Source organism: Pseudomonas sp. A39 (assembly GCF_058145955.1).
On the sequence record NZ_JBYVMD010000131.1, the window covers coordinates 1 to 598 of the forward strand.

Annotated in this window: 2 pseudogenes; both read right to left on the reverse strand. The window is 63.9% G+C overall.

The annotated features are described in order from the left end of the window. Positions 1-275 (reverse strand): annotated as a pseudogene (locus tag AC3ZU9_RS31520) (hemolysin D); the annotation flags it as partial. Beyond that, positions 272-598, reverse strand: a pseudogene (locus AC3ZU9_RS31525) (type I secretion system permease/ATPase); the annotation flags it as partial. The pseudogenes AC3ZU9_RS31520 and AC3ZU9_RS31525, both read right to left, overlap by 4 nt.

Sequence of the window (598 nt, forward strand, 5' to 3'; positions counted from 1 at the left end):
GTCTGGTCGAGGCGAAACAGCGGCTGGCCCTGTTTCACATGCTCGCCCTCCTTCACCAGAATCCGGCTGACCACGCCAGGGCTGAGGGTCTGCACCGCCTTGCGCTTGCCCGACACCACCACCGTGCCCTGTACCGGAATGCCCTGGTCCAGCGGTGCCAGGCTGGCCCAAAGGAAAAACCCGCCGGCACCGACCACAGTCAGCCACCAGCCCATGCGCACGAAAAACCGGGCGTCGTGCTCTTTGAAACGGGGTTCAACAGTAAGGCTGCTCATGCGCCTGGATTCCTTCCGGCTTGATACTGACGACTGAAACTCACGCCGGGTTTCTCCTTTGGCGCTTCCTGCTGACCGGACAACGCGCGCAGCACGTCTTGGCTGGGCCCGAAGGCTTGCAGATGCCCGTCGTTGAGTACCAACAGCTTGTCGGCCTGGGCCAACGCCGAAGACCGGTGGGTCACCAGCACCACGCTGCTGCCCTGGGCTTTCATCTGCACGATGGCGCTGGCCAAGGCGGCTTCGCCGACCGTATCGAGGTTGGAATTGGGCTCATCCAGCACGATCAGGCGTGGCCCGCCATACAGCGCGCGTGCCAGAGC